The organism is Lactobacillus sp. B4005, assembly GCF_026536045.1.
Lineage (GTDB): Bacteria > Bacillota > Bacilli > Lactobacillales > Lactobacillaceae > Lactobacillus > Lactobacillus panisapium.
On the sequence record NZ_JAFNOZ010000004.1, the window covers coordinates 42,346 to 67,052 of the forward strand.

A 24,707-nucleotide genomic window follows, 5' to 3' on the forward strand; every position below is an offset into this window, starting at 1 on the left:
TTATTGTTTATTATTAGCTGTTTCCTTTAAACACTCGCTTCTTAATTTTTCATGTTTTTATTTATGATAGAATTAAAATATTATCAACTTAATTATAGAAAGGCATCATGTTAGATAATGGACGAAAACGAACCACAACATCACATTTCATCGCATCACCATATGAAAATTCATTGGAAAGAGTTTTTTAAAAGCTCAGATGACACGCTCGTTAAAGACACAACTCTGGTAGAAAAAAGCTCGCTAGTTGGCCGCGTTGGTATTATGCTTTTAGGTTGCGGAACTGGGGCCTGGCGCGTTCGTGATTCAATGAATACCATAGCGCGGGCGTTAGACATTACTTGTTCTGCTGATATTGGCTTATTAACCATCAGTTATACTTGCTTCGATGTCGATAATAAGTCTTATTCACAAACTTTATCACTGCCAACTACCGGCGTTAACATGAATAAGTTGAATAAAATGGAAGATTTTGTTCGCCGCTTTGAAACAGAAAATGAATACTGGACAATTGGTGCGGTTCATCAGGAACTTAATCAAATTGAAAAGCATACCAAAAGCTACTCGTTAACAATTGCTGCTCTGAGCGCGGGACTTGCCTGTGCCAGCTTTATTTTCTTATTAGGCGGCGGTTTACCAGAAATGATTTGTACCTTTTTTGGCGCTGCCATCGGAAATTACTTCCGTGGCGTAATGGGAAAGCACAAGGTTACTTTGGTGGCCAAAATTGCTGTTGGTGTAGCTATTTCTTGTGCTATTTACTTCTTTTGCTTCCGACTGGGAGAAAAATTCTTAGGTTGGAATTATCATCATGCGTACGGCTATATCGGTTCAATGCTTTACGTTATTCCCGGCTTCCCATTTATTACCTCTGGGCTCGACATGTCAAAGCTGGATATGCGTTCAGGACTTGAACGTCTTTCTTATGCGGTTTTAACCATTATGATTGCAACAATGGTTGGCTGGGGCGTCGCAACCACCCTAAGCTTAAAGCCCGGCTCAATTCCTGAGCTCACACTAAATCCGGTAATGCTAACAGTTTTGCGCCTAATCGCTAGCTTTGGCGGTGTCTACGGTTTCTCGATCATGTTTAATGCCAAACCATCAATGGCAACAGTGGCAGCACTTATCGGAGCTTTTGCCAATACTCTACGCTTGGGACTAGCTGAGTTTAACCATGTTCCTGCTCCTCTTGCAGCTTTTATCGGCTCGCTGTTGGCCGGCTTAGTTGCCAGCTTTGTTCGTGATAAAGTCGGGTTCCCTCGTATTGCAATCACGGTTCCGGCAATCGTTATTATGGTGCCTGGACTTTACATGTATCGCGCTGTTTTCAATTTCGGTGTAACCAACATTAACATTGGTGCTTACTGGATAATGAACGCGTTGATGATTATCACTGCTTTGCCGATTGGACTTCTAACTGCCCGGATTTTAACTGATCCAAAATGGCGTCATGCAGATTAAACACTACCAAGCGGTACTTATTGCTAGGCAAATTAGTAAAGACAAAATTAAGTACTAAAGCAGTCTGGCATGTAGAATGACTTTGTACATTGTGTTTGGCCTCTCGCTATATTTGAAGATTAGTAATTAAATACTAGTAAGACCAAGAGATAATATATACAAAAAACGTTGAACCAGTAAGTTCAACGTTTTTTTAATGGTCCAGGAGAAGATAATTTTTCCCAGACCTCTTTGATAAATTTAGTAAAAATGGTTTTTGGTTTAAACTCTAATTATAGTTTACAAACAAAATTAAAACCTATATCTGTATTAGTCATAAGAAATAGAAAGGTGTTTACCTACAGCTGCGCCCAGCTTGTCCAATGTCTTAAGTGAAGGATTCATATTACCTTTTTCAATTCGCGTGATAGTTGATTTGCTTACACCAGCCTTTTCTGCTAAATCTCGTTGACTAATTCTTGCATTTTTACGCAATTCAGTAACCGCCACAGCAGCCTCTAGCTGACGACCATACTGATCAGCGTATTCTTTTAATTGAGAATTATTTTTAGTTAATTCTTCAAGCATTTTTTCAGTTTCATTTTTCATTACTATCATCCTTTAAAAATTTAGCTCTAATTGCTTTAGCATGAGTTATTTCTCTCATCGGAGTCTTATTGCTCTTTTTCTTAAAACCATGAGTAATAATATAATGATTTCCTTCTTTATGAAAATAAATAGCTCTTGCGCTATTATTTCCATAATGTGAGCGAATTTCAAATAAGTTTGATTCTAATTTTTTAATCCACTGTTGTTCTTGTGCTATTAGCAAGCCAAACTTACTAATTTTTTCAATTGTAACCAATAATTTTACAGCTTCTTTATGGGGCAATTTACGCCAAAAGACACGAAACTCATCTTTGTCATAGTATTCAAAAACAACTTTTTCTTTCATGTACTCCTCCGTCAAGCATTATGGTAGCATATATGCTACCGTATTACAACTATAATCGCTGCTGCAAAAACACTAATCGTTGAATAAAGTAAGATCTGCCACAATAATGCCCTGAAATTATTCTTATAGTATATATTGACTTTCCATTTATTTATAGCTTAGGAATCAAATATGACTAAGACCTAAAGAAAAAGCATTGAACGCATGCATTCAATGCTTTGATAAATTTAGTAAAAAATAGTTGTCAAATTTTTTATAATCAGCCGCCTAACTGTTATGTTTTTTACTGCTTATTGGCAATTGCTATAATCGCATTGCGGCCCGAAAAGATACAATAACCTGCATGAGTACCCGGAACGTTAACGCCGTAGGTATCACCGTACAAAACGGCTGATCCATCACTACCAATTGCGTAAAGGCCACTAATTGGTCTGCCCTTAGTATTCAAAACTTCATTATTGGTATTTACACGTAAGCCGTCACCAGTTGTATAGGCACCAACGCCCAGTTCAATGGCATAAAATGGGCCATCCCCATCAACTGGAAGCATGTATTTGGCTGGCTTATGGAAATCGGTATCCTCGCCATTAGCAGCCATTTCATTATAGTGCTTCACATAAGCTGGTAAGTTAGGGGTATCAATCTCTTTAGCTAATTCTTCAATTGTTGCAGCTTTATGCAAGTACTTGCGACCATCTTTTTCAGCTTGTTCAATGTCTTCTCGCAGACTTGGGTAACGGTCTTCAGGTACAAAAGGTTTCATTGATCTTGGATATGACTTATCGGTGAAGTCATCTAAGATTTTCTGACTGAAAATACAAAAGACACGCTCTTGGCGATTCATCGAATTGCCTTCATTAGCCCAGTTGACGACTGCTGCACTTTCATCTACAAAACGTTCACCGATTTCATTAACCCACATTTGTGGTTGATCACAGACAGAACTCCAAATGGCTGTACCCCATAGTTTAAATGAAGGAACCGAATCATCTTTTAATTGGCCACCAAACATCATTGACATTCCGGTAAAGAATTGTTTAGCACCAAGATTCCAGGCAAGACACAGGCCATCGCCGGTACTTTTACCAGAGTTGACAGGAATTACATTATCCGGATTTTGATGAGGCGTGTGCTCCATTAAATGCAAATTATTTAGATATCCGCCGCTTGCCAAAACTACGTTATCAGCAACTACAATCTCATCCTTATCATTTTCAACATTCGTCAAGGTCACATTATAAGTCTGATCCTCATTTTGCTTGAGATCAGTTACGCGTGTTAAAGTAATAATTTCAATGCCCTTAGACTTCGCATATGGCTCAAGACCGGAATGAATTGCATCGTGACCCTTACCTTTGAATAAATGCCATGTTCTAGCGCCCGAACCAAGCCCAGCAACCATCGCAAATTTGACGCCATGATCTTCAAGCCAGGAGACATTTTTGCCAGCTTCACCAATATATTTTTGCCACATTTTTCCGTCTGCTTTATAGTGCGAATATGTCAGCTCTTCCTTAAGCAATTCTTCCTTATCAATGACGGCATGATCCTTTTTCTGCAACTCAGAATCAGCTGCAAACACGCCCTCAACATAGTTTCCTGTACCACCAGTGGTCTTGCCTTTTTCTACAAGCAAAGTTTTTAAGTTATCATCAGCAGCTTCAGCAGCCGCAGCAAAGCCAGCAAGACCTGCACCAACAATTACAACATCATACTTCTTCTCAGCCATGATTTTTCTCCTTTGACCAAAAAGGCACATACAAATTTTCAACAAATCTGTACATGCTTTTTTAAACTATTTACCCTCTTTAGCAGTTTCAGCTGCATCGATTCCGGCTAAGCGTCCTGAAATGTAAGCAAAACCTAAAGTTCCACCTTCAAAATCAACGTACGCCTTACCATACATTCCGGAAGCATCAGCACCTGCTACATAAAGATTAGGAACAGGCTCGCCACTTGGTGCTAGAGCATGCATCTTTTCATCAATAGTAGCACCACCGAGAGTTCCAAGGTTACGTGCAATATACTTAACTGCGTAAAATGGTCCGTTTTCAACAGGAATCATTCTCTTAGTATCGGAGAAGAATAGTTCATCTTCACCCTTTTTCTTCGCAGCATTATATTGATCAACGGACTTTTGCAAATTCTCCGGATTGACACCCATTTTTTCTGCAAGTTCTGCAATTGTGTCACCAATAAAGACAACATCAGTTGAACTTAGCTTGTTTAACAATGAAGTAAAGTCCGTCTTTTCATGTTCGTGCTTGATACTTTCCTCAGTGTCAGTTGGGAAATTGAATTCCATATAGAACTGGCGCTTATTCTTCCACTTGCCATAATGGTCTTCAATTGCGACCATGCCACCTTCTTTAATCTTATCAAGCATTGCCTGATCAAAGATGACATATTCAGTCTGCTTGGGCTGCTCGGACAGCTCAGCTCCATGAACCGCAAAGTCCAAAGCGTGAGTTTCACTGGCATAACGTTGGCCACGGTTATTGACCCGGAGGTTTGGAAAATCGGCCAAAGCGTTAACTGGCATCCAGTTAGGACCAACTAATTTTGCCATTGCACCAATGTCTTCATTACTGAAAGTTTGCCAGAAATAATGCGTTGAGCCATTAATATGGTGCGCAGTACCAGCATCCCAGGCCATGTTTAGACCATCACCGGTGTTTTGTAAAACTTGTCCTTGGGTGCTAACATCACCCAAGTATTCTTTACGCATTTGCGGATTACCGCCGAAACCGCCTGTAGCGATAATCACTTTTTTAGCATTGACATGAAGCTCTTTATCATCACCCTGTGCAATTAAACCAATGACTTTACCATCAGCATCCTGCAAGAGCTTTTGCCCAGCAAAACCAAAATACATTTGCCCGCCAATTGACTTAAACTTCTCAATCAACTTGGTAACAGCCTTAGTTCCGCCTTCTTGATAGCCGTGAAGAGTAGCTGGCATACCAATGTGGTCAAAACTACCACCGGTTCCGGCATCAACCAATTTCATGATTGCGCCGTTTTCATTCAGCCAGTCGACAGTTTTGCCTGATTCATCAATGATGCGGCGAACAAGAATTGAATTCATATAGCCTTGTGAAGCATCCATATATTCATCATAGAGCCACTTCTTTGATACAACTGCATTTTGCTCTTTTTGTTGTTGGCTATCGCCGGCAAACATCCCACCGGCAAAAGTACTAGCACCAAGTGGCGAAATTGTTTTTTCAATTAAAGCAACACGAACGCCGTGCTGACGTGCTGCTAAAGCGGCAGCTGCGCCTGCACCACCAGCACCAACAACAGCAACATCAACGTCAATTACTTCTTGTGTTTCTGTCTGACTTTGCGCACTGTTTTCTTTTAAAGCAGCAAAGTCAACTGCTGCCTTATTTAAGGCCTCTTTAACGCCCTCAATAATGCCACGTGAAGTTTCCGAGGCACCGGAAACGACATCAACGTCGGCAGATTGATGGTCAACAATTTTTTGAGCCATCTTGTGAAAAGCATTGTCGGCAAGGCTATCAGGAGCATACTGATCTAATGGTTTAACGCTAACAATCTTGTCTTCATCAACCTCTACTTCAAGGTTGATTTGACTCTCTTTGCCCTGACCGGAACCGGTATATTTTCCCGGCTTATCGGTAATCTTTTTTGCCATGATAAAATTCCTTTCATTCAACATTTACCCACGAATACGACCACCATTTGCATCTGGTAAAATTGCAATTATAATAGCTGTAATTGCAAAAAATAGTCCTTGAATTATAAATGTTAATTCATAATTTCTACCTGCTATTAGTCCAATTACTGTGGGAAGGCATGATGAGAGAAGTAATGAAACTGTACTTACAAGTCCCCCAGCACTTCCTGCATATTTAGGACCAACTTCAGGAAATTGAATAGGCATTGAATTCATAATTGGACCTGTCATAGCACCAAATAAGCCTCCAAGAATTAGAGCAATAGTTAGTGGCCAACCTAAAGGTATAAACCAAGTGAGTGCCATTAAAATACCACCGATGAGAGTGAGCACAATCATTAAGGGCTTAGCTTTCTTAGCTTTGTTGATAAGTCCTGGCCCAAATAGTGAACCACACAAGCTACCGATAGTAGCAATAGCTGCTATCATACTACCAGCCGCAGGTGCCATACCACGAGCAGCAAAAGCTTGTGGTAAAATGCCAGAAAAACTTTCACTGGCGGCAACACCCAGCCCACCAGCAAGACCAACTAACCAAGTTTTCTTACTATGAGCTACAACCTTAAAATATTTCATTGCTGATTCAGGTTTACCTTGCTGAACCTTTTCTGGCGGTACTTTTTCACCATCCGGATTTTCCTTAACAAAGAAAATCCAGCAAATTGTTAATACCAATAACAGAGAAGATGAGAAAATATATGCTGCTTTAACACTGGGAAACATATGAGAAGTTAATTGCGTTAGCATAATACCGATACTAGCTGATGCGAAGAATACACCCATAGCTAGCTTAGTATCTTGTTTAAACCACGTACCAAAAATTTTTAATGCATTGGCACTTAAAAGTGCCATGTAAACTCCAAAAAGTAGCAGCATAATCATCATCGTAGCAAAATTAGTAGCTATTAAACGACCATAAGCACCAATAATTGAAACAAAACAACCAAAAGTAACAATTTTCTTAGTGCCATATCTATCACCCAATGATCCAGCAGGAATGCTAAGGAAAACTGCAACAAACATCGGTGCCATTAACAGACTTTGGAATTGAGCTGGTGCAATATGCAAAGCCGGCATAACCTGAGTAGCCAAGGCAGAAATTTGATATTGAATATAACTACTAGTAGCATCCATTAAAGATATAATTGCCAAAATTACCCATCGGTAGCTAGAAAGCTTAGGTAATTGTTTTTCTTCCATGATTCTTAATCTCCTTTTGTAATATAAAAACTAATTTTCCGCAGCGTATTGACCTGCTAAACGACCGAAGGTCTGAGCGTGACTGCAAGTTAAACCTGGAACTCTGTCTGGATAGCTGCCCCAGAAGAAACCACCACTTGCATTACCAGCAGCATAAAGATGTGGAATCGGGTCACCATTTTTATCAATAACTTCCATTTTGGTATTAATCCGCAGACCATCAAGTGTTGCAAGAAGACGCCCGCCCATAATGACACCATAGTAAGGTGCTTTATCAACTGGGAATAGTCTGAATTCTTCTTTACCAAAGTCGGTATCATCACCGTTTGCACACATTTCGTTATAGCGTTTAACCGTGCTGACCAACTTATCTGCTGGTAATTGCAATTTTTCAGCCAATTCTTCAAGCGTATCGGCTTTTTGCACCATATCGTCATCAATTCGACGTTGAATTTCAGCCTTATTTTCTTCAGTATTGTAAATACCTGGCCAGCCCAGCCGTGAACAACCTTGAGTTCTAAATTGGCCTAAGTGATCCATTGTATCTTCTGACCAAATTTGGGCTTCTAAGTAACCAGGTTGTTTAGCCATTGCGTTGATATCAAATTGGTAAGGAACACTTTCATTGCCAAAGCGCTCACCCTTCAGGTTGACTTTAAGCAATGGATAAGCACCCATCCAGAAATAGCCAGGACCCTTAAAGTCAATCTCATAATGATCTTCAGCCTTCGTTCCAACAGGAACGGCACCACGATCAAAGATGATTTCTGCTGGTTCTTCATCCCTTGCTGCCCCAACTTTTAGACCAGCTAGAATACCTGAACCATCATCCCGAGGGCCATCTGAATAAACGTTCTTCTTATAGCCAAGTGGATCCCACTTCTTCATCAATTCGACGTTAGCACCATAACCACCGGTACAAATGATGACACCTTTATTTGCATGATATTCAGTCTTTGCGCCTGAATCACGGTCACTAGTAATGACGCCAGTTACAGCACCACTATCATCGGTAATTAATTCTTCTAGCTTGGTATTATATTTAAGTGTTACGCCAAGTTCCTTAACCTTATCGATCATCCAATCACCATAATGAGCCCAGCCGTTTTCTGGGGTGGCAATTGCTAGTTCAGTATTAAAGGCAGTGTTAACAATTGATTCATAGTAAGCATCTTTTTGTGGTCTTAAAACTCCGCCATTTGGCTTTAAGATATTGTCTTCAAGCCAGTTAGCTGTTTCATCAGCGTGGTTAGCCCAAGTCCATAAAAGTCGTTCATCAACATTGTCTTGGAAGAATAAAGTTAAGAAGTTCATCAACTTAGCTTTGTCTACTTTGATTCCGGCTCTTCTTTGAGCATTACTATCAAGTGCTGCAAAGAAAGAACGGTAAAGAAATTGTGAGCTTCCTTGCTTATCAATCAAAAGAACTTTAGCTCCTTTTTCAGCAGCTGCACAAGCTGCCATACCACCAGCGTTACTTGCGCCAGCGATAATAACATCATAAGTATTTTCCATTTTTTATCCCTCACTTCTTAATGCAAATCCTTTAATCGCTTTCATAATACTATTTATCTAATGGATTTCTGCACTAATATTAGAATTCAAGATTACTAAATGGAATAGAGAACATCGATCTCATGGTTCGCTTCTAAAAAAATACTTGCAATGGCAACAAAAGATCCATATTGCAAGAACTGCTTAAATAACACTATTTGTATGTAATTATTTTCCTCTAGGTAAAAATTCAGTAATTGTTTCTCTTAAAATTTTAACTACTTGCTTTAATATTGACTCATTTGTAAACGATGCCATATAAGCAATCCCATAAGGAGAAATATCATGGTAATCAATTGGAATGTAAGAAATATCTTTAGCGCTACCATCAACTATAAAATTAGGCAATACTCCATATCCCCAGCCTGCCTTGACGTAAATATCCATTGCCAAAAAATCTTGAACAAATTTAATATGATCCATTCCCATATTCTTGATAAGGATATCCTGATATCTCATTTGAACATTTAAGGAACTATTAGGATCTAATAAAAAAATATTGGTATTCTTTAGATCTTTTAAAGTAATTAATTTTTTTTCAGATAACGGTGAATCTTTCGGGCATGCCAAAACAAATTGGCCTTGAATTAAAGGTTTAAATTTAACATCTGCAACTATATCAACATCATCACGCGCAATAGCACACAAATCCACGTGATGATTCAATAATTCACCAATTGAGTTATTAAGTACAAAAACAAATTGCACGTTTAGATTACTGCCGGACTTACGCAATTTACGCAAGAAAATGGGTAAAATTTTTTGTTCTAATGGCGTATCACAGACACCAATCCGCAAAAGCGTCTCCGGGTTATTCTTTTGGCTCTGTAAATAAGCCACCGTGTAATCCATATCATCAACAACATTTCGGGCCACGCGGTAAAAATATTTACCGGCATTAGTCAATGAAATGCGGTGATGAGCCCGGTTAATCAGGGTAACGCCGATTGTATTTTCTAAATCCTTAATATTTTTAGAAACAGCCGATTGGGAAAAATTCAACCGCTCAGCAGCAATTGTAAAACTGGAGTTGTCAACTGCTTTAATGAAGCAACGTAATTGGGTAAAGTTCATTTTCTTATCCTATTCATTTATCCTCTGTTTTTTAACTTATCTACCCAAATTATACTACTGATACATATATAAATAGTATTTTTTTCAAAAAACAATTGGACACAAAAAAGGAATCTAGCTTGCACTAATTCCTTTCTTGTTATTTATTGGTCAATCTTATTTAAGGCATCGTTAACCGCAGCTTTTAGTCCGCGACAGGTGCTCGATGCACCCGAGACGGCATCGACATCAACATTGTTTTCCTTAACCATTTCTGCTGGCATGGTTTTAATTGCCTTTAGACCATAATCTTCTGATTCGGCCTGTTTGAGAACCTCAATATTTTGTAAATTCTTTTGCTTATCGGCAGTGACCCGAACAACAATTTCGCCACCCATGCCGCCATTTGATCTACCAATATATTGATTCTTGCCAGTTGGATAGTCTTCATGCTCAAGATCTGAATTCAGGTGGATGTCGTGTGCTGATGCGCCACTAGCAGCATCAACCGTCACATCATCTTTGGCTTTGGCCGCATTTTCACCGGCTATTTTACCCCAAATCAAACATTCGGCTAAGTTGTTACCACCTTGATACTGGTTAGCACAAATACCGCCAAATTCACCGGCAGAATATAGGTGAGGAATGGCCTTGCCCTTAGTATCGAGAACTTCGGCTTCCTTATTTCTTCTCGCACCACCTTGCGTGTTTAGCATTGTCTGTTCCATGCGCACGGCATAAAGCGGACCTGCAGTAAATGCCCGCAAAGTCTTTGGGTCCCGGCGAAATTCAGGATCATTGCCTTCTTGGCATGCCTGGTTAAAGCGAGCAAGTGTATCTTCCAAAGTGGCTTTTGCAACACCAATCTTTTCTGCTAGCTCGCCAATCGTAGCGGCCTCAATAACATTATCTGTATAAGGCTGATAGTTGCCAATAATTGGATCTTGGTCTAATTCAGCTTTTTTAGCTTTATCAAAAATCAAATAAGGGTGTTCTTGGTTAAGCGGCACTTTCCACTGACCATGGTTCTTAATGTGACCGTGACGATTCTCTTCCGCTTCGTTAAAGTATCTGGTACCGTCATCACCCACAACAAACGAACTGCCATGAGCAACTACTTCATTTTGCTTACCCAGCATTAGGCGGCCACGCTCACCTTTTGGTACGGCAAATGCCATCCCGTGCAGCAAACCTAAAGATTCGTAGTTGTATAAATGCCAGAAATCAGCGCCAACTTGCTGAGCCATCTTGATGCCATCACCCTTATTGTACAGGGTGCCAAGAGGGGCTAGTTTTTTAGCGCCAATAAAGTCTTCAATCATTGTTTGGTTATTTTCAAAGCCGCCAGTACACATTACCACACCGGTCTTGGCTTGCACTTTAAGCAGCTGATGCTTGCGCTCAATCAAGACGCCTTCAATCTTGCGACTGACTGGATCCTGAATTAATTCCTTAGCCGGGGTCTCATACATCACATCAATTTGATCTTGGCGCTTAACGACCTCTTCTTTTAAAATTTTCCAAAGTGCTGCGTCAAACCATGACTCGCGTACGGTAGTAAAATCATATGAAGTCGAACCTGGAAATTCTGGGAATTCCTCAAACGCATAGCGGGCTTCAGGGGCATAATTTTTAGCGCTGCAAGGTTTTACGCCTAAATATTTAGTAACATAATTAGGAATATCCACCATTCCTGCAACATAGGTATCGATCATCTCTTCATCAAGTGACATCGGTGCCGTCAGACTCTGATAATATTTTTTTAATTCATTAAAATCATTACCCGTACCAATTAACTGGGCCGAATAACGAGTATTGCCACCTTCATGACCTTCAGGTGCAACATCGACAAGCAGTACTTTTGCACCATTATCAGCGGCAAAGCGTGCAGCTGTTGCTCCAGCACCGCCAAAACCTAGTACAACAACATCATAATTGGCATCCCACTTGATGTCTTTTTGATAAATCATGATTGATTCCTTCTTTACTATGTAATCACTTTCATTAAATTAATAAGTTAATTTTATCACAAATATCTTTTTAGCAACCTTACTATTTAAAAATCGTCCGTTTTTTAAGCGAACGATTTTACTCAATTAAATATTAAAACTAGGAGATCATTACTTGTTAGAAGTTGGCCTTTTTAACAAGTCTATTTTTGCCAATAAGATAGAATAATTTGCCATGTCTCTTAACAGCTGCTCCGTAAGTTCGACAATCTTGGTGCCGCTTTAAGAGTTTGATTTTTTTACCAGCTTGATTAAATACATAAGCATTATGACGTAATTTACGCACAATGCCATCAATATTAGCAGCCCTCACATATTTATTATTAGCCAGCACATAATACTTACGGTTATTAATAAGCTTCGTTCCATAGGTATTAATTACTGTACCTTGTCCCAGCCATCCAGCTATTCTTTCTTCTTTTTCATTATAAATATATGAATTATGCATAACCGCCTTGCTAACAGGAAGTTTGATTTTTGGCATCATTTGAGTCACCGCTATTGTCTTTACCAGTGCTTGTGCTTGGAGCCGCAATGATCACTGTTCCGCCGCCTTGACCCCCAGCAGTGCTATTGGCACTGGCATCTTTGGCGTAAACATAAACTACGTCTTGCTTTTGATTCGTAAAAGTACCTGAGGCATTAGCCGGTGTAGTCTTGAGCTGGTAACCATTAATGACCAACGGATAACTCTGATACTGCGTTCCGATAATGCCACCCAAAATGACATCTGTGGCAACTGGCTTGCCCTTCTCATCTTGATAGTGGACCGTTACGTTAGCAACTGACAGCGGGTTTCTAGTATAGACGTAAATAAGAGTTTGTTCTTTATTAGTAAATTGACCCGTGGGATTTTCTGGTGCAGTTTTTAAACTATAACCTTCAATTGGAATTGCGGTACTGCTATAGGAATCATTAATATAACCCGTTAAGATAATATCGGAGTGAATTGAGTGACCAGCTTCATCTTGATAGCGCACAATCACATTGCCTGCTTTGACCGGATCTTTGGTATAAATATAAATCACTGTTTGCTCATGATCGGTAAATATCCCGGTAGCATTTTCTGGCGTTGTTTTAAGCGTATAACCATCAATTTTAATGGCTACACTAGTATATGTTGTGCCACCTTCACCTGTCAGGACTACGTCTTGGGCAATTTGTTTTCCTTGGACATCCTGATATTTAACGGTAACCGGTTTAGCGGTAGAGAGATAAATATAGTCAACATTGATATCATCGCCATTATAAGTTCCCTCACTGTTGGCTGGTATATTTGTTTCATCTAATTGATAATAAGGAATGTCTTTGGCTTTAGTGCTGTAATTTGTCCCTACACGACCGTATATTGTGTCTGCTGGTGAAATTTCTTTGCCTGCTTGGTTATGATAGGTAATTTTTAAAGTGGCAAAACGGACATAAGTATCTGCATCCTTAGTACCATCATAATTATCCTGTAAATCTTGCGATGACCAACTCTTATTTCCTTGTGGCAGATCTATCGTCCCATTTTCGCCGACATTGCGCCAAGTACCTGGCAATTCAATATTCGCAGTTACAAGATAATTTTTGGGACCTAGCTTTAGCGTAATTAAGTTGCTTAAGCCAGCCAGCATATTTGCCCGATATCTGCCTTGAGCGTTCATAACCTTACTCATATCAAAATTGCTGATGTCCAAATCTGTTAAACTATAGCAGCTAACAAATACCCCAGAAAAGTCTTGAACGTTTGAAGTATTAAAATTATTCACATTAATTGTTTTCAATTTTTGACAATAACCAAACATATTAGCCATTGTCGTCACTTGAGCAGTATTAAAATGGCTTACGTCAAGTTTGGTTAAACTGTTATCTTGTGAAAACATCATCGACATATCCCTAACTTGGGCGGTATCGAAGCTACTTACATCGACATTTTCCAAATTTGAACAATTTGCAAACATAGCTGTCATTGAAGTTACTTTAGCAGTATTAAAATGACTTAAGTCTAAACTAGTTAAAGCTCGGCAATTTTTAAACATTGAAGACATATTACTTACATTAGAAGTATCTATATTGCCAAAAGTAATATTAGTTAGCGACTTACAATTTTCAAACAGCGAAGCCATTGATTTCAGCTGAGAAGTATCTAAATTGCTTAAATCGATACTAGTTGCATTAGTAAAGAAGTTAAATAGGTTCGTAGTATCACCGCTTACCTTCAAGGGAGCGGCTATTTTGATTGTTTTAGTGTTGCTAGAAATAAGGCTAGAAAGATATTCATTTGGATCATAAACAAGTTTGGCTTCTCCACCAAGAATGGTGGCCGTTTTACTATTGTCATCATATTGCCAGGAAAGACCATGCCATTTAAAACTAGAAGCAAATGGTTGCGCACTATCTTGCGGCTTAATCTCGCTATCGTCAGTACTTAAAGGCTGTTTAGCTTCATTAGCGGTAGTACTTTTGTCCTTTACGGCAGTATTTTCGGCCGCAGTCACCGGGACCAGCTTAGCTTTTTTCTGTTTTTTCACTTTATCTTTAGACTGCTTTTGCACTATTACTTTAGGTGAATTTACAGCAGCGTCTACTTTTTCCGGAATAGCAGCAAATAAGCAGAACAAAGCTAGACTTAATAAAATTATTCCTAAGGATGGCGCCTTTTTCCAATCTACAACTTTATCTTTATTATTCATTTTCGGGCTTCCTATATACACGAATAACATTTTATAAATAGTAATATATTAACTTCAATTTCATTTTAGCATGTGTGAAATTTATTTGATTAAATATGCACTAATCATCTTGGTTATCAACTATTTTTATTGTAATCAATTGATTTTATCCACAAAAAATGCACTGCTTGAATCAATAAAACCAAGCAATGCATTAAAAAGTAGCTATTCTAGTTATGAATAATCGTGTTTTTTTTATTCGCCGTAAACGTCTTTAGCCAAATCAAAAGCTGACCAGGCCTTAGGCCAACCACAATAAAAGGCCAAGTGGGTAATTAATTCAACCATTTCTTCTTTGGTTACCCCATTAGTTTTTGCCATTGACATATGTGCCTTTAATTGGGGATACAAACCCTGAGCCATTAAGGCAGCACACGTAATCAAACTCCGGTCACGGGCCGACATTTGCTCCTCGCGTGACCAAACTTCGCCAAATAATACGTCATCATTTAATTCCGCAAATTTAGGAGCAAATTTACCTAAATTGTCACGACCTGCTGTTTGCTTTTTCATTCTTTAATCCTCCAATTGTTCATAATCTTCATCTGTCACTGGTTCAAGCCATTCTGGTGTTCCAGCAGTTATTGCCAAGTGTGCAAACCAACTATTCTTGGTTGCACCATGCCAATGCTTAACACCATCATGAACAACCACAACATCTCCTGGATGCAATTTGCGGGCCGGCTGGCCTTCTTCTTGATACCAGCCTTCACCAGCCGTAGCTAACAAAATTTGAAAACCGTTATTGTGCTTGTGCCAGTTATTGCGACACCCTGGTTCAAAGCTGACATTAGCTACACCAACATTAAGGTCTGGATCATTCACCAAATTTTGTAAATAGCTTTGACCAATGAAGTATTTTTGAAAGGCTTCATTCTTGTCGCCCAGTGCAAAAAGACCATTTTTAACTTCTTGCTCATGATTATCCATTTTGATTCTTCTCCTTTATTTTTGCTAAATATGCCGCAAAGGTTTCACTTGCGGCAATCTGATGACTTTGCTTGCCCTCGTACCAAGCAATTTTATGCTTTAATACCTTTAAATTATTTTGTAGTTCATTAACCTGCTGTTCGGCGTTTCGCTGGACCCTCTTTAATAGAGCTAAACGCTCCGGAATTGTTTGATCTCCCTGAGCGCGCAGCGCAATGTATTTTTTTAATTCGCTAATTGTCATGCCCGTACCTTTGAGGTGCAACAAAAAGAGCAGCCAATCCCGATCAGCCTCGGTATAAAAGCGTTGCCCCTGGCGGTCACGCTGCGGTACCAGCAGCCCCTCACTTTCATAATACCGGAGGGTGGCGGAAGAAAGACCTACCATTTTACTAAATTCACCGATATGGTACTTTTTTTCATTAGTCATTAATTCATCCATCTTTGGTTAACCATTTATTAATTACTTCAATACTAAATTTATTCAGGTCGAAGACATTTACATAGAAAATACTAACGCCAAGCAGATATTGCTGTTTGCCAGCTACACTGAAATAGCGGCCTTTCTCATAACTGCTATTGGCAGTGCACGCAATTAAAACAAAATAGCCATGCAAGCGAGTTAAAAATGATTATTTTTCAATCATTTTTTAGCTCTTAATAATTACAATAAGCCTTAAAGTGCACTTTAAGTCAAGCGTTTTCTTAGCAAATTGTAACTTGCACAAAAGAGAAAACATTTGTAAAATGACCGGTGGTCATTATTGAAAAAGGAGAATATGATGCATGTCTTAACGCCAGCGGAAAAACTAGCAAAAAAGCAGCTAATTGCGGCATCTGCAAGCAAGCTGTTCCAAAAACATAATTTTAATACCATTTCAATGGCGCAAATTGCCCGTGAATCTGGTGTTGCCAAGGGCACACTGTTTAACTACTTCAAGACAAAGGAAAATATCTTCATGTACCTGCTTCTTTCAGGCTACCAAGACTATTTACAAGAAGTTCTCAAGCGCTGGCAAGAAAAGCCCGGATTAACTACATGGAACGAGTTAACCACTTTTTTAACAACTGAAAATCACTTGCTGATTCACCAAAAAGCAGATTTATTGCGGCTAAACGCTCTTCGGGGACCAATTTTAGAAGCAGCTGCTGATCGTGAGCAGACCCTGCTTGGTCGCCAAAAATTGTATCAAATTAACCGCGACCTAGGGCGTGCAATTGCATCCCGAATACCCGAATTATCCGTCAAAGATGCTAGTCACCTTTTTGTCATTCAAAGTGCCATCATTAGTGGCTTGATGAACATGATGAACCTCGATGAATTTAATCACGATCAATTACCGGTCGACTTCAAAGTTTTTCAAATTGATCTGGAAACAGAAGCAAATCAGTTATTAAAGTTTTATTTACAGGGATTGCAACAAGAACTGGAGGATTAACTTAAATGAAAACTGCAAATATTAGAAACTTTGCGATTATTGCCCATATTGACCACGGTAAATCTACTTTGGCTGATCGCATTATGGAACAAACAGAAACGGTTAGTGAACGTGAACTTAGTGCGCAGCTTTTGGATAGCATGGAAGTTGAACAGGCACATGGAGTAACCGTTAAATCACGCTCTGTCCGCAATTTTTACCATGGCGATGATGGTCAAGAATATGAATACAACCTAATTGATACGCCAGGACACGTTGATTTTTCCTACGAAGTTTCAAAGAGCTTGGCGGCTACCGATGGTGCAATTTTACTAGTAGATGCAACCCAAGGAGTGCAGGCACAGACGATTGCCAACCTTCGACTGGCTGTTAAACACAAACTCACAATTATTCCCGTCATTAATAAGATCGATAGTGCTTCAGCCGATGTTGCTGCTACGGAAGCACAATTGCGGGCACTTCGACCAGAATTTAAAGATACCGAGATCCTAAAAATTTCTGCTAAAACCGGACAAAATGTTCACCAAGTTCTTGAGGCTATTTATCAGCGAATTCCCGCACCAGCTGAAGGCAATGACCAAGCGTTAAAAGCTTTAGTTTTTGATTCCCAATACGATCCTTATCAAGGCATTATAGCAGAAATTAGGCTGATTGCGGGTCAGTTGCAAGCGGGACAAAAATTATTGCTAATGAATGAAAATAGCACATTCACTGCCCAGACTGTCGGAATCTATCGTCCTAATATGCAAGCAGTTAAAACCCTAAAAACTGGTGAAGTAGGCTATTTGGTTACTGGGCTCAAGGACATCAATGCCATTCAGGTGGGCGAAACCATCACAGACTTTGAGCACCCCACCCAAGAGGCCTTACCTAACTTTCAGCCACCACAGTCAATGGTTTATGCGGGACTTTATCCTAAAGAGGGAACAAGTTATGAAGCACTAAAGCAAGCTATTAGCAAATTAGCTCTTAACGATGCAGCTTTTCATTACACTCCAGAGCAGTCAGAAGCCCTAGATGCGGGATTTCGTTGTGGCTTTTTAGGAATTTTCCATTTACAGATCATCCAAGAACGGTTGCATGATGAATATAACATTGAGGTCTTGACCACCGCTCCCAACGCTACTTACCACGTTTACCTCAAAGAGCCAGATGCCAGAAGAGAGTATTTAACCATTACTAATCCGGCCAAGTTTCCCAACTTTGCGAAAATTGATTACGTCACTGAGTCTTACGTTAAAGCCGTAATAACAACTCCTAATGACTATTTAGGTGCGGTTATGAAGTTATGTGAACAACATTTTGGTGAAATGGTGGATTTAGATAATCAACAGGAACTAGTCACACTTACCTATAAGTTGCCTGTTTCCGAAATCGCCTATAACTTTTTCAACAGCCTTAAGTCAATTACGCATGGTTATGCCACCTTGGATACTGAATTTCTTGACTTTGAACTAGTTGACGTAGTCAAAATTCAGATTCAAATCAATTACGCTCCGGTAGATGCACTGGATATCTTAGTCCCACGACAAAATGCTGCCCAAATAGCACATAAACTAGTGGAAAAATTAAAGTATACCGTTCCGCGAAGACTTTACCCGATGCCTGTGCAAGCAATTGTGGAAAACAAAGCAATTGCCAGAGTTGATGTTCCGCCCTTGCGCAAAAATGCAGCAGTTAACGGTGAAAAGCGCAGCATTTCCAAAAAGCAACAACTTTTGCGCAGACAAAGCTTGAACAAACGACAAGCTGCCCGCAGTGATATTAAACTTCCTCAAAGCGTATTTGATGCAGTGTTAAATTTAGATTCAGAAAATTAAAAAAAGTCAAAATAACTGGCATAGTTTTTACCAAGCTATGCGTCAGCAAAAATAATTATTGTTACTGTTTTGGCATAATATTTGTTCAAAGTCCCGTTTTTAACAGGACTTTTTCCGTCTAAAATAATAAACTGTTTTAAAACAATTTATTTTGCTTGAAAATACTGCAACAAAAAAGCCATTTTAGGATCTCTTCTAAAATGACTTTTTATCTTAGTTATCAAAAAATTTAAGTTTAACTGGTCCAAGTAATCCTGCAGGTCTAAGAGCACTAAATTGGGTTTCTGGATCCTGAATTTTAATAGCAAGATTATTAATTACTTCTACTGTGATTTTATTTTGACCTAATTTTAAAAAGGATGTAACATCGAAGCTTTGATTTTGCTCAATTGTTTTTCCTACTGTTTTGTTATTAATACCTAACTGAGCAATTTCACCCAATTGTCCTAAATTAATCACAATTTTTGAAGATAAGGATTGCAAGTTAATTACTGATGTATAAATAATTTTACCGGCATAATTTTCTAAACCCGGTAATTCATTAATGTCACCCAAATGAAAATTAGTTATCTTTTTATTTTCTATTTCTAGGTCCCAATGATCAATTTCTTTTTCCGCAAGCTTTTTTAAAGGTACTAATGTTTTTGAGTGGATTTTTAAATCAAATAAAATAAAACAAGTATGACTTGATTTTAAGGTTAACGGAAAACGAATCATTTGTTTTCCTAACAAAGTTATTTTTAAAGTCATCGGATCAAATAAATATATATCATGCTTTTGTTTTAAATCAATTTGTACCGTCAAATCCTGATCAGTATTTTCATTAAAAAGAAATGCACCATTATACTTATTATTTTTGAAGCGGTACAAACGAAGGTTTTTGTCTGGTTCTGCTAATTCAATATCTGTGACATAGTTTAAGTATCTAGTTAGTTGGTTTAATTGAACAACTCTAACATTCGCGGAATGATACTCAATTTCATTATAATTCTCATCATATTCTGGCAATTTATTTATAAATAAGATATTAATTCCCTTTTTAATTAATCGCTTAGTTATAGCAAATAATTCTGCCGTTATATATTTAGTCTGAGGTATAAGCAAATACTTGAATGAATGATTATTAATCATAAAATTACCGTCATTAATATCACATTCTTTCAAGTAATCAATTGGAACCAATTCATGAGGGATTTGATGCTGATACAATTGCTTTGTTATTTTCTCAAACGGCATAGCCGATGAGTCTAACCACTCATTCTCTGCATGATATAGTACAGCAACATGACAAACCTCCATACTATCTTCTAGAATGGCATTTATCCGATTCATATATTTGAATAAAATAGGATAAAATTTCAGTTCTGGCTCATGTCCATCGGCATAAAAATGTGGTGGACAATCCGGGTCAGGAAAATGATAAGAATTAAAAGCGTGAGGTACAAAATGATTAATTCCTCTTACCATCATGTGATCGGCAAGGTATTTCATTAATGGCAATCCTTCTGCCCAGCCATATGCGCCAAAAAGTTCTACCATTGACTGTCTATTCTTAGAAGCATCTAATTGTGCATTTGAATTAGCTAAATCGGCTAAACCATAATGAAAGAATTCGCCATTCCATCCAGATTTAGTCATTGATTTATAAAAACCAGTATCTAAACCTGGCATAATTTGATTGAGTACAACGTCAATGCCAGCCATATTATAGCCACTCATAGCTCTAAAATAATGACCTGGACCATAACCTAATCTTGCATGAGTCCCATTATCTTCTAGTAAGTGACCAATATGATTTACACCGTGCTTCTCACACCACGTTTCTAATACTTTTGAAAAGTTTTCAGCATAAAGTTTAGATACTATGTTCATGTATTTATATCTAATCTTCAATTCTGCATGATGTACATCTGTTGTTTGGCTAAGTAATGGCAGTAATTGATAATCTTCTTTAAAAAAGTCATTAAGCATATCGTCACGCCATGGCAATACCATATCGGTTTGACCAATTTGGTTTAGTGCTCCATGAATATTACCAAAGCGTGGCTCATCGCTGAAAAAGCCTAAAATTGTTTTACCAAAGAGATTTTTATAATGCTGATAATGTGCTTCATAGACCGTTTTAACCAAAAAGTTAGTAGCTTCTTTAACTATTGGATTAAGATAGTGTTCTGTTTCTTCTTCTCCGCCATCATATGTTTGTACTAAAACGAAAATACGCCACTGGCCCTTTGGTAAATTAATTTTGAGAATATCTTGATTTAATTTTTTTGTTACATCTAAAATTGTCCGACTATCTATCTGATTATCTGCAGTCTTTTGTGCCATTAAAACTTTTAAAATTTGATCTGTCTTCTTCTTTTTAACATTAAAGGAAATTGGATTTACGTATTTAAGAAGTATTTTGGCATTAGTCATTGGACCGGCAAAATCTAATTGCTTAATATATAAGAACTTCTTTTGCAAGTTCCGAGGTACACGACCATCAACATATCCTGTAGGGAAATGAGAGTCGTCCAAGATCCAGACCTTCATATCTTTTTGTTGGGCTAAATTTAAAATGTAATCAAGATCTTCCCACCAAGTTTTTCCTAAAAAATCGGGATGAGGCCTTGATTCAATGCAAAAGCCATTTACTCCGGAATTAAATATAGCATCAACTGTATTTTTTAATTTTTCTTTTGGTTCATGATGTAACCATAAAAATGGATAAATTTTGTTATTGACCTGATAGTTAATAATGTTACTAATATTACTCATCAATTTCGCCTATCTAATTACTAATATTGGGTTGCTCAGATTATTTTCATTATGAATATTTGTGTCAATTTGCTTAAATTCAGCAGAATTAGTCACAATAACCATTGTTGTGGTATCATAACCTGCTTTTTTAACCCCATCCCATTGAACATTAGCAATCAGTTGTCCCTTTTTGACTTTGTCACCCTTTTTGACTGATATACTAAAATATTTTCCCTTCAGGTTGACCGTATCAATTCCCATATGGATAAGTAATTCGACTCCATTATCAGAAATCAGACCAACAGCATGTTTGGTGTCAAAAACTGTAGAAACTGTACCATTAATTGGAGACCGTACTTCGTCAGAATTAGGTATTACTGCAAATCCTGTCCCCATCGTACCACTGGAAAATACCGGATCGTTTACTTCCGTTAAACTTTCTACTTTACCTTTTACAGGGGAAATAATTCCGACATTGTTCAAAGTGATCTTAGCCGCTGATTTAGTTGGTATTGGTTCAACCTTATCATCTTTAGAGGTATAACCAAACATCATTACTAAAACAACAGTAATTATAATTGTTGCAAGGTCTGCAATAATGTAAGCCCAAAAACTAGAGTCTATTCCCTTAGGATTAATATATAAAGGTGCAGCAAAGATAGCATTTGAGCCAAATGCATATGTTCTGGCGTTCATTAAGGCCATAATGGCACCACCAACTCCACCACCAATAAAGGACATCGCAAATGCTTTTTTATATTTTAACGAGCAACCGTAAATTGCTGGCTCAGTCACGCCGAGAAAAGCTGTGATTGCTGCTGCACCAGCTACTTCTTTGTTTTTCTTATTTTTAGCTTTTAAGAAAATTCCTAATGCAACTGCAAATTGTGCAAAAACAGTTACTCCTAGTATTGCGTTAATTGGATCTTGGTGCATCGTTGTAATATTATTCATTAAGATTGGGATAAACGCATAATGCAATCCAAATACGACCATTACTTGCCAAAATGCACCCAAAAGAATTCCGGCCAATACAGGTGCAAAATTATAGATACCAATAACTGCAACAGATAGCAGTTTAGACAAGTACGATAAAATCGGTCCTGCAATTAAAAAAGTGGGAATTGTTCCAACCAAATATGAAAATAGTGGAACTAAAATCACCTGGGCTGCTGGAGTAATATGCTTTTCCAGATAGTGCTCAGCAATCGAAGCCAGCCAAACTGCAAAAATTGCTGGAAAAAGTGATGATGTATAATTTGCTAAAATTACAGGAATACCAAACAAGTTCATTGCTGTTTTAGCGTTAAATGCGTTAACAATTGTTGGGTAAACAAGACTTGCTCCTATGCCTGCTCCAATAATTTGATTAGAATGAAAATGCTTAGCTGTTGTTATCCCAACAATAATTGGTAAAAAATAAAACATCGCATCAGCAATTGCATACATGATAATGTACGTAGGTGCTTTTTCACTTAACATATTTGTTGATGTCAGTAGTGCTAATAAACCCTTTAAAATACCAGCGACGGCAATAGCAGGAATGGCAGGGCTGACAATCGCAACAATTAATGCCATAAAACGATTAAACCAGTTTTTCTCAATTTTTGTTTTAACTTGGGAATTAGTATCTTGGCCATCCCCATTAATATCATACTTGGCCATAATTGCATCAAATACTTTACTAACTTGATTACCAATAACAACTTGATATTGGCCACCGCTTTTAACTACAGAAATGACGCCCTCCAATGCTTCAATTTCCTTAGTATTAGCTTTAGATTCATCAATTAAGTAAAACCGTAAACGGGTTACACAATGAATTAGACCCTTAATATTTTTAGTACCGCCAACCTCCATTACGATACTATCAGCTAGTTTTTGTGTATCCATATCTTTTTCACTCCTCTTTCAACTCACCTACATTGATTATAATAATTGGAAGCGCTACTATTAACTAGAGCATTAGTTAACTTTTAGTACAACAAAAGTTTAGGTGAGATATATGAAAATTGAAACTGCACTTTTTGAACTAAGCAAATCAGAATTGCGCCATAAAAAACAGCATGACAAATCTAAAAGCTATTATGCACATATACCAAAAGTAACAATAAGGAATAACCAAGTTTACCTTTTTGCTTATGATGATTTGGTTACAAAATATGCTGACTTACTAAATTTAGCTTCTTTAAATGATAAACCAGCAATTATGTTGCAAAAGCATTCACGCTATTCTTATGTCCCATATCACATTCACGACTATATTGAGATAACATACGTCATGCATGGAAGTCTAGATGAAATTATTGAAGGAAAGAAATTTCACTTAACTACTGGTTCAATCGTATTTCTCAACACCCAGACAATTCACAAAATTGGGAAGACTACCAAAAAAGACATCGCAATTAATATTTTAATAAAAAAGGAATTTTTAAGTGACCAAATTATTAGTATTTTCCCCAGCCAAGCTCCTCTAGCAGCATTTTTTGTTAATTGCTTATCAATAGAAAATAATCAGCCAGACTTTTTTCTTGTTGAAAATTGTCATGATATCAAACCCATTATTTTAGAAATGATCAGAGAACAGTATGTTAACAAATCAAATAAAGAGGAAATACTTGATATGCTAATTAAAATATTTTTTCTAAGATTACTAAGAAGCAATTCATACAACATTTATAATTCAAATCAATCACAAATAAACAAGCTTTTAGATTATATAGCCGTGAATTTTAGAAATATTACTTTAAACGCATGTGCAAAGCATTTTAACTTTAATCCTAATTACTTATCAACCATGATTCATAACAAAACGGGTAAGACGTTTAAGCAACTAGTTTTAGAGAAAAAATTTAAATATATCAATTACATGTTATTAAGTTCGGATCTTCCTATTCAGGAAATTCTTGATAACGTAAATGTTTCTAATTCAACTTATTTTTATCAAAAGTTTAAGAAAAAAGAGAGTTGTACGCCAACCGAATATCGTCATTATTATAAAAAAATTCGTTCTACGAATGATGCAGATTTAAATTGGCTACTCAAAGAATAAGCTCTACCTAGTACACAGTTCTGAGCATACAAAAAGCACTAGGCCATTTTGGCCTAGTGCTAGATATCAAGCTCTCTTAGTAATACTTGATAT

At 37.7% G+C, this 24,707-nt stretch carries 19 protein-coding genes; 4 read left to right on the forward strand and 15 right to left on the reverse strand.

All coding sequences use genetic code 11. The annotated features are described in order from the left end of the window. The first annotated feature begins 117 nt into the window (after positions 1-117). Positions 118-1,464 carry a threonine/serine ThrE exporter family protein gene (locus J3U73_RS08310; protein ID WP_267410137.1) on the forward strand — a complete coding sequence of 449 codons (1,347 nt, stop codon included), beginning with the start codon at positions 118-120 and terminating at the stop codon, positions 1,462-1,464. Between the two features lie 309 nt (positions 1,465-1,773). Here J3U73_RS08310 and J3U73_RS08315 read toward each other — a convergent pair whose 3' ends face one another. The 13 genes from J3U73_RS08315 to J3U73_RS08375 all read right to left on the reverse strand — a co-directional run bounded on the left by J3U73_RS08315 (position 1,774) and on the right by J3U73_RS08375 (position 15,991). Then, positions 1,774-2,052, reverse strand: a complete 279-nt coding sequence (locus J3U73_RS08315) for a helix-turn-helix domain-containing protein (RefSeq protein WP_164715410.1) — start codon at positions 2,050-2,052, stop codon at positions 1,774-1,776. Continuing rightward, positions 2,042-2,398, reverse strand: a complete 357-nt coding sequence (locus J3U73_RS08320) for a type II toxin-antitoxin system RelE/ParE family toxin (RefSeq protein ID WP_267393764.1) — start codon at positions 2,396-2,398, stop codon at positions 2,042-2,044. The genes J3U73_RS08315 and J3U73_RS08320 overlap by 11 nt, the downstream gene beginning before the upstream one ends. 283 nt (positions 2,399-2,681) lie before the next feature. Then, positions 2,682-4,127 (reverse strand): FAD-dependent oxidoreductase, encoded by a 1,446-nt coding sequence (locus tag J3U73_RS08325; protein WP_267410138.1) that lies wholly within the window; start codon positions 4,125-4,127, stop codon positions 2,682-2,684. A gap of 66 nt (positions 4,128-4,193) precedes the next feature. Beyond that, the gene (locus J3U73_RS08330) at positions 4,194-6,059 is read right to left on the reverse strand and encodes an FAD-dependent oxidoreductase (RefSeq protein ID WP_267393760.1); all 1,866 of its coding nucleotides are present in this window, start codon (positions 6,057-6,059) and stop codon (positions 4,194-4,196) included. Positions 6,060-6,083: 24 nt separating this feature from the next. Beyond that, the gene (locus tag J3U73_RS08335) at positions 6,084-7,301 is read right to left on the reverse strand and encodes an MFS transporter (RefSeq protein WP_220268565.1); all 1,218 of its coding nucleotides are present in this window, start codon (positions 7,299-7,301) and stop codon (positions 6,084-6,086) included. A 30-nt stretch (positions 7,302-7,331) separates the two neighbouring features. Further along, the gene (locus J3U73_RS08340; RefSeq protein WP_267410139.1) at positions 7,332-8,816 is read right to left on the reverse strand and encodes an FAD-dependent oxidoreductase; all 1,485 of its coding nucleotides are present in this window, start codon (positions 8,814-8,816) and stop codon (positions 7,332-7,334) included. Positions 8,817-9,023: 207 nt separating this feature from the next. After that, positions 9,024-9,929, reverse strand: a complete 906-nt coding sequence (locus tag J3U73_RS08345) for a LysR family transcriptional regulator (RefSeq protein ID WP_220268567.1) — start codon at positions 9,927-9,929, stop codon at positions 9,024-9,026. Positions 9,930-10,072: 143 nt separating this feature from the next. After that, positions 10,073-11,878 (reverse strand): FAD-binding protein, encoded by a 1,806-nt coding sequence (locus J3U73_RS08350; RefSeq protein ID WP_267410140.1) that lies wholly within the window; start codon positions 11,876-11,878, stop codon positions 10,073-10,075. Positions 11,879-12,035: 157 nt separating this feature from the next. Further along, positions 12,036-12,401 (reverse strand): SLAP domain-containing protein, encoded by a 366-nt coding sequence (locus tag J3U73_RS08355; protein WP_267410141.1) that lies wholly within the window; start codon positions 12,399-12,401, stop codon positions 12,036-12,038. After that, entirely contained in the window at positions 12,376-14,592 is a 2,217-nt protein-coding gene (locus J3U73_RS08360) for a MucBP domain-containing protein (protein ID WP_267410142.1), read from the reverse strand. Before J3U73_RS08360 ends, J3U73_RS08355 begins: the two co-directional genes overlap by 26 nt. A gap of 234 nt (positions 14,593-14,826) precedes the next feature. Further along, complete coding sequence (locus J3U73_RS08365) at positions 14,827-15,144, reverse strand: carboxymuconolactone decarboxylase family protein (protein WP_103752982.1); 318 nt, start codon at positions 15,142-15,144, stop codon at positions 14,827-14,829. 3 nt (positions 15,145-15,147) lie between these two features. After that, on the reverse strand, positions 15,148-15,561 hold the full coding sequence (locus tag J3U73_RS08370) for a cupin domain-containing protein (RefSeq protein ID WP_103752983.1): 414 nt from the start codon (positions 15,559-15,561) through the stop codon (positions 15,148-15,150). Continuing rightward, positions 15,554-15,991: a MerR family transcriptional regulator gene (locus J3U73_RS08375; RefSeq protein ID WP_267410143.1), complete on the reverse strand. Its 438-nt coding sequence runs from the start codon at positions 15,989-15,991 to the stop codon at positions 15,554-15,556. The genes J3U73_RS08370 and J3U73_RS08375 overlap by 8 nt, the downstream gene beginning before the upstream one ends. A 334-nt stretch (positions 15,992-16,325) precedes the next feature. Here J3U73_RS08375 and J3U73_RS08380 point away from each other — a divergent pair, with 334 nt between their 5' ends. Both J3U73_RS08380 and lepA read left to right on the forward strand, forming a co-directional pair. Beyond that, positions 16,326-17,000 carry a TetR/AcrR family transcriptional regulator gene (locus J3U73_RS08380; RefSeq protein WP_267410144.1) on the forward strand — a complete coding sequence of 225 codons (675 nt, stop codon included), beginning with the start codon at positions 16,326-16,328 and terminating at the stop codon, positions 16,998-17,000. Between the two features lie 5 nt (positions 17,001-17,005). Beyond that, complete coding sequence (lepA, locus tag J3U73_RS08385) at positions 17,006-18,820, forward strand: translation elongation factor 4 (RefSeq protein WP_267410145.1); 1,815 nt, start codon at positions 17,006-17,008, stop codon at positions 18,818-18,820. Positions 18,821-19,033: 213 nt separating this feature from the next. Here lepA and J3U73_RS08390 read toward each other — a convergent pair whose 3' ends face one another. Continuing rightward, positions 19,034-21,580, reverse strand: a complete 2,547-nt coding sequence (locus J3U73_RS08390) for a hypothetical protein (RefSeq protein WP_267410146.1) — start codon at positions 21,578-21,580, stop codon at positions 19,034-19,036. A 9-nt stretch (positions 21,581-21,589) separates the two neighbouring features. Beyond that, positions 21,590-23,455 carry a beta-glucoside-specific PTS transporter subunit IIABC gene (locus tag J3U73_RS08395; RefSeq protein WP_267410148.1) on the reverse strand — a complete coding sequence of 622 codons (1,866 nt, stop codon included), beginning with the start codon at positions 23,453-23,455 and terminating at the stop codon, positions 21,590-21,592. Between the two features lie 112 nt (positions 23,456-23,567). On the opposite strand from J3U73_RS08395, the gene J3U73_RS08400 reads away from it, so the two are divergent. Then, complete coding sequence (locus J3U73_RS08400; RefSeq protein WP_267410149.1) at positions 23,568-24,614, forward strand: AraC family transcriptional regulator; 1,047 nt, start codon at positions 23,568-23,570, stop codon at positions 24,612-24,614. Positions 24,615-24,707: the final 93 nt, after the last annotated feature.